This is a genomic window from Dietzia sp. SYD-A1 (assembly GCF_015356725.1).
GTDB lineage: Bacteria > Actinomycetota > Actinomycetes > Mycobacteriales > Mycobacteriaceae > Dietzia.
Genome location: NZ_JADDKI010000422.1, coordinates 1 through 6,018, shown reverse-complemented (window position 1 = coordinate 6,018; position 6,018 = coordinate 1). Strand labels below are relative to the sequence as shown.

At 70.4% G+C, this 6,018-nt stretch carries 7 protein-coding genes; 4 read left to right on the top strand and 3 right to left on the bottom strand.

Annotated elements, in window-relative coordinates; all coding sequences use genetic code 11:
• The 3 genes from IY392_RS15135 to IY392_RS15125 all read left to right on the top strand — a co-directional run.
• Positions 1–198 (top strand): hypothetical protein (locus IY392_RS15135; RefSeq protein WP_194861655.1); only part of this gene is annotated, 198 nt, incomplete at its 5' end.
• Entirely contained in the window at positions 195–539 is a 345-nt protein-coding gene (locus IY392_RS15130; RefSeq protein ID WP_107755723.1) for a hypothetical protein, read from the top strand. The genes IY392_RS15135 and IY392_RS15130, both read left to right, overlap by 4 nt.
• 10 nt (positions 540–549) lie before the next feature.
• A complete protein-coding gene (locus IY392_RS15125; protein WP_194861654.1) occupies positions 550–1,593 on the top strand; it encodes an LLM class F420-dependent oxidoreductase in 1,044 nt (347 codons plus the stop codon).
• An 11-nt stretch (positions 1,594–1,604) separates the two neighbouring features.
• Here the strand turns inward: IY392_RS15125 and IY392_RS15120 are convergent, their stop codons facing one another.
• A complete protein-coding gene (locus IY392_RS15120; RefSeq protein ID WP_107755725.1) occupies positions 1,605–2,465 on the bottom strand; it encodes a MaoC/PaaZ C-terminal domain-containing protein in 861 nt (286 codons plus the stop codon).
• A gap of 2 nt (positions 2,466–2,467) precedes the next feature.
• The gene (gene kstD / locus IY392_RS15115) at positions 2,468–4,216 is read right to left on the bottom strand and encodes a 3-oxosteroid 1-dehydrogenase (RefSeq protein WP_228549475.1); all 1,749 of its coding nucleotides are present in this window, start codon (positions 4,214–4,216) and stop codon (positions 2,468–2,470) included.
• 60 nt (positions 4,217–4,276) lie between these two features.
• On the opposite strand from kstD, the gene IY392_RS15110 reads away from it, so the two are divergent.
• Positions 4,277–5,062: a 2-keto-4-pentenoate hydratase gene (locus IY392_RS15110; protein ID WP_107755727.1), complete on the top strand. Its 786-nt coding sequence runs from the start codon at positions 4,277–4,279 to the stop codon at positions 5,060–5,062.
• Positions 5,063–5,075: 13 nt separating this feature from the next.
• On the opposite strand, the gene IY392_RS15105 is transcribed toward IY392_RS15110, so the two are convergent.
• A complete protein-coding gene (locus IY392_RS15105) occupies positions 5,076–5,840 on the bottom strand; it encodes an IclR family transcriptional regulator (protein ID WP_194861652.1) in 765 nt (254 codons plus the stop codon).
• Between the last annotated feature and the right edge of the window lie 178 nt (positions 5,841–6,018).

Genomic DNA, 6,018 nt, shown 5'->3' with positions numbered 1-6,018 from the left:
CTGTTGGACGGCGGCGACGACGAGGTGGTCGTCCGCCCGTGGGAGGTACGACTGCCCAGGACGGTCATCCTCGCCGCGGCCCGGAGCAGGGGGCTGGAGCCGGTCGGCGTCCCGGGGGAGCTCGCGAGACGCGGGCCGTGGTCGGATCCGATGCGCTTCGTCCGGTCGGACGGCGCCGGTTCGGCGGATCCGCGATGAGCGTCGGATGGGCGCTGGTCCTGGTGGCGCTGCTGCCGATCGCCGCGTGGCTGGTGGCCCTCGCAGCGGTGGCCGGACGCCGGGCGCTGCGACGCCGAGGGGACGACCAGGCGCGACGCCGGCGGCTGTCGCGGATGTTGGGGTCCGCCGACCTCGTCGTGGTCCCCACCTCGGACGTCGATCTGCCGGAGTCCACCGTCCTGGCCGTCGCCACCGAGGCGGGGATGCGGTTTCTGGGGTATGAGCGCACCGATTCCCCGCTGCGTCGACGCGTGGGGGTGTTCGTGCGGGCCGGGGGAGAGGTGGACGCCGTGATCCGCGGCGACGCGACCCCCCGGTAGCGTTGCGCCCATGCGCATCGGAATGGCTCTCAACTACAGCGGCGGGTTCGCCGAGACGGCCGCGGAGGCCGCCGACCTCGAGCGGGCGGGGCTGGACATCGCGTTCGTGCCCGAGGCCTACTCGTTCGACGCGGTGAGCCAGCTCGGCTACCTCGCGGCCAAGACCTCGACCATGGAACTGGCCTCGGGAATCCTGCAGATCTACACGCGCACGCCCACCCTGACCGCCATGACCGCCGCCGGCCTGGACTTCGTCTCCGACGGCCGCTTCACCCTGGGCCTCGGTGCCTCGGGTCCGCAGGTCGTCGAGGGATTCCACGGCGTGCGTTACGACGCCCCGCTCGCCCGGACGCGCGAGGTCATCGAGATCTGCCGCAAGGTGTGGCGCCGGGAGAAGGTCGTGCACGACGGGGCCAAGTACCAGATCCCGCTGCCCGCAGACCAGGGCACCGGCCTGGGCAAGCCGCTCAAGCTCATCAACCACCCGGTGCGGGAGTCCATCCCGATCGTGCTGGCGGCGCTCGGACCGAAGAACGTCGAGCTGGCCGCCGAGATCGCCGACGGGTGGCAGCCGCTGTTCTTCCACCCCGAGAAGGCACACCTCGCGTGGGGCGACCCGCTGGCCAAGGGACGTGCGAAGCGTGATCCCTCGCTCGGTGACCTCGAGGTCTACGCCGGGCCGCCGCTGGCGATCTGCGAGGAGAGCGAGGTGCCGGGTTACCTCGATTTCGTGCGGCCGCACCTGGCCCTCTACATCGGTGGGATGGGCGCCCGGGGCAATAACTTCTACAACGAACTCGCGTGCCGCTACGGCTACGAGGCCGAGGCCGCCCGCATCCAGGACCTGTACCTGGACGGCAAGAAGGACGAGGCCGCCGCGGCGGTGCCGGACGAGCTGGTCCGGTCGGTCTCACTGATCGGCCCCGAGTCGTACGTGGCCGAGCGGGTCGGGGCGTTCCGTGAGGCCGGGGCCACGACCCTCACGGTCGTCCCGATGGCGATGGACGCCGCCGGTCGGATCCGGTTGGTGGAGCGGTTCCGCGATCTCTGCTGACCGGGTCGTGGTCAGGCGAGGTCGACCACCACGTTCTTGAGGACGGGAGCGTCGTCGCGATCGGCCACCGTGGCCGCGACGAGCAGGCGCGAGGCGTCCTCCCACACCCGGATGCGCATGGTCTCGCCCGGGAAGAAGATGCCGCCGAACGTCACGCCGTAGCCGCTGACCCGCTCGACGTCCCCCTCCAGGACGTGGTCCACGACAGCACGCAACACCATCCCGTAGGAGCACAGGCCGTGGAGGATCGGCCTCGGGAACCCGGCCGCCTCGGCGAACGCCGGATCCGAGTGCAGCGGGTTGCGGTCGCCGCAGAGGCGGTAGAGCAGCGCCTGCTGGGGCAGGCTCGCGACCTCGATGGTGTGGTCGGCCTCCCGCTCGGGGTACTCGACCTTCTCCGAGGTTCCTCGCTCGCCGCCGAATCCGCCCTCCCCGCGCGCGAAGATCCCGGACCGCGAGGTCCACAGCTTCTCACCGTCGGCGGAGACTGTCTCGGACTCCTGTATGATCACGGCCGCCGAGCCCTTGTCCTGGATCTCGGCGATCCTGGTCGTGGTGACGGCGGTGCCGGCAGCGGGGATGGGCCGGTGCAGGCGGACCGCTTGGCTGCCGTGGACGACCTTCGCCAGGTCGATCTCCACCCCGGGGAACGACACCCTCGGCGCCTCGGTGACGTTCATCGTGGCCGCGACGGTGGCGAACGACGGCAGCACCTTCGGGTTCGTGTCGTCCACGTACCGCAGCCCGGCCGTGTCCATGGGGTCACCGGCGGCACCGACTCCGAGCGCGTACAGCGCCACGTCGGAGGCGGTCCAGGAGAACTCCTGCGAGGGGAGTTCGGCTCCCAGGGCCGTCGAGAGGTCGATCGGCACGGTCAGACTCCCGTCTTGTCGATGGTGGTGGGGGCGGCGGCGGTGGAGTCGGCTGTGGCGCCGGCCAGAATGTGCTCGACCGCGAGGTAACCGAACACCATCGCGGGACCGATGGTCGCCCCGGGCCCGGCGTAGGTGTGCCCCATGACCGGCGACGACGCGTTTCCGGCCGCGTAGAGCCCCTCGATCACGGAGCCGTCCGACCGGAGCACCCGGCCGTGGATATCGGTGGTCGCGCCGCCCTTGGTCCCGAGGTCCCCGGGCACCATCTTGACGGCGAAGAACGGGGCCTTGCGGACGGGCCCGAGGCTCGGGTTGGGCTTGTTGGTGGGGTCGCCGTAGTAGTGGTCGTACCCCGAGACCCCGCGCTGGAAGTCCTCGTCGACGCCCTTCTCGGCGAAGCCGTTGAACCGCGTGGCCGTCCGTTCCAGGGCGTCGGCCGGGACCCCGATCAGGCCGGCGAGTTCGGCGAGGGTGTCCGCCTTGTGGAAGTTCTCCGTCTCGAGCCACTTCTTCGGCAGCGGTTGTTTCGCCTGTAGTCCGGCGAAGAGGTACCGGTTCTTGTACTCCTGGTCGAAGATGAGCCAGGCCGGGACGTTCTCGCCCTCGGCCCCCTCCTGGCCGGCCGGGGCCTGACCGTACTCGCCTCCGTACATCCGGTGGCCGGCCTCGACGTACGGCAGCGACTCGTTCATGAACCGCTCGCCGAGTGAGTTGACGAGGAACGAGCAGGGCAGGGACCGCTCGGCGAGCGCGAACCACGGGCCGCGGGGGAGCAGGATCGTGGGACCCCACCAGGCGTCCTCCATGAGGGCCAGCTCCGCACCCACCTTCTCCATGAACTCGATGCCCTCACCGGTGTTGCCGGCGGCGCCCACCGTCCAGGAGGTGGGGATGGGCTGACGCTGGTACTTGTCCCGCATCTCCTGGTTGTGCTCGAACCCGCCCGAGCCGATGATCACGCCCCTACGGGCGCGGAGGGTCTGCTCCTCCCCGCCGCGGGTCACGGTGATGCCCACGACCCGCTCCTCCAGGCCACTGCCCTCGGTGACCAGTCCGGTCATCGGGGTGTCGAGCCACACCGGGACGCCGGCGTCGAGGAGGCCCTTGCGCAGGGCGCCGATGAGGGCGCGGCCCATGCCCACCATGTTGGCGCCGCGGGCCTTGGCCACCAGCATGCGCATCGTCACGCGGACGGAGCGTCGGAAGCCCTTGGTGGTGGGGCGTTGGAGCAGGTTGAGCCAGCGGTAGTCCGACTGCTTGACCACCATGTTCGCCGGGGCCTTGGCGTAGGGGGGCTCGAGCCTCGACGCCTCGGAGCCCAGCCGGCGGAGGTCGAACGGCCTGGGCTCGACGGACCTGCCACCGAGTCGTCCCCCCGGCGCCTCGGGGTAGTAGTCGGAGTAGTCCACCACCCACTCCAGCTCGAGGGGGGAGTTGGCGAGGACGAAGTCGAGGACCTCGGGGCCGCGGTCGACGTACGCGTCGATCCTCTCCGGGGCCACGACGTCGCCGATGATCGAGCGCAGATAGGTGCGGGCGGCCTCCGGGGTGTCCTGGACCCCGTCCCGCCTGAGGACGGAGTTCCCCGGGATCCACACGCCGCCTCCGGACCGGGCGGTGGAGCCACCGTAGTGAGGCGCCTTCTCCACGAGGACCACGCTGAGGCCCTTCTTCGCTGCTGCGAGGGCGGCCGTCATGCCTGCTCCACCGCTACCGACGACGACGACGTCGAACTCCTGGTCTGCCATGTAGAACACGTTATAGAACCGGGGGCTCGAGCGCCAGACGATCGAGGTAGCATCCCCGTCATGCTCACCGAGGAGACCCGCGCCACACTCGCACAGCGACTCTGGGATGCCGAGGCCGACGTGGCGCCCATCGCGCCGCTCACCGCCGACCATCCCGGGATGACCCCGGACGACGCCTTCGAGATCCAACTCGTCAACATCCGCCGAAAGCTGGAGGCCGGCGCGGTCGTCACCGGCCACAAGGTGGGTCTGGCCTCCAAGGCCATGCAGGAGATGATGGGCGTCGACGAACCGGACTACGGCCATCTCCTCGACACGATGGAGTATCCGGAGGGCGAGCCGGTCGAGGCCGCGCGGTTCTGCTTCCCGCGCGTGGAGGTCGAGGTGGGGTTCATCCTCGGTGCCGACATCCCTCCGGAGGGGTGCTCACAGGAGGAGGCCGCTGCCGCGATCGAGTGGGTCGTGCCGTCGATCGAGCTGATCGACTCCCGCATCCGCGACTGGAAGATCAGCCTGCCCGACACGATCGCGGACAACGCCTCGTCGTGTGGGTACGTCGTCGGTTCACAGCGGGTGAGGCTGGCGGACCTCGACGTCGCAGCGATCGATGCGACCCTCTACAAGAACGGTGAGTTCCTCGCCTCCGGTCGCTCCGACGCGGTGCTGGGTAACCCGCTCAACTCGGTGGGGTGGCTGGCCTCGACGGTCGCCAAGTTCGGCGTGCGCCTGCGCAAGGGCGACGTGATCCTGCCCGGCACCGCGATCCGGGCGATGGACGCCGCTCCGGGCGATTCCTTCCGCGCCGAGTTCGCGGGTCTGGGCGAGGTCACCATGGAGTTCAGCTGAAGCTGCGGACACGTTACTCGTTCCCGGCCGTCGACATCGCGCGGCTGGCGGCTGCTGCGACCCTGGTCACCAACGGTTCCAGTCGCGCGAGTGCCGATCTGTCTGCCGCGCTCGCGGACAGCGCGGCCACCGCACGGTTGCCGCTGGCGCCGTCGTCGTCGTCGAACACCGGTGCGGCCACACAGTAGAGGCCGGGCGTGAGCTCGGCGCGATCCACCGCCCGCCGGCGGCGCCGGATCTCCGCCAACTCCACCGCGAGCGTATCCGGCGAGGTGAGGGTGGTGTCGGTCCATGCGACCAGCGGGCCCCGGGCGACCCGCTCGGCGGCCGCGTCATCGAACGCCAACATCGCTTTGCCCACGCCGGTGCAATAGGCCGGCAGCCCTCCGCCGATCCGGGACGGGGACGGGATCGGTCGCGGACCGTGCAGTTTGTTGAGGTACACCACCTCGTCGCCGTGCAGCGTGGCCAGGTGCACCGTCGCCCGCGTCGCCTCGAAGAGGTGCGCGAGGAACGGGGTCAGGACCCGGCGGGTTCGTTCGTATGCCGGGGAGGAGGGTATCGGGTCCAGCTCGTGCACCAGCGGTCCCAACCGGTAGCGTTGCCCGATCCGGGTCACCGCGTCGTTCCGTTCGAGCGCGGTCAGGAGTCGGAGGGTCGTGGACTTGGCCAGGCCGGCCTCGCGGGAGATCTCGCTCAGCGTCAGGCCTGTGCCCGCGGCCGTCACCCGTAGCACGTCGAAGGCGCGGTCGACGGGCGATACGGGCGGTTCGTTCATGCGGCGAGTGTAGCGCGGAGCACCGTCAGGGCGGTTCGATGACATCGAACACTTGCGCGAATAGACGCTCCCGGGCCGTATCGAACAGGCGTTCGATTCAGGGGTGGCGACGAAGGCGGGGTGTTCCGATGGTGACGACGACGAGCTCGGCGGCGTTCGGGGCGCTGCGCGCCGTGCC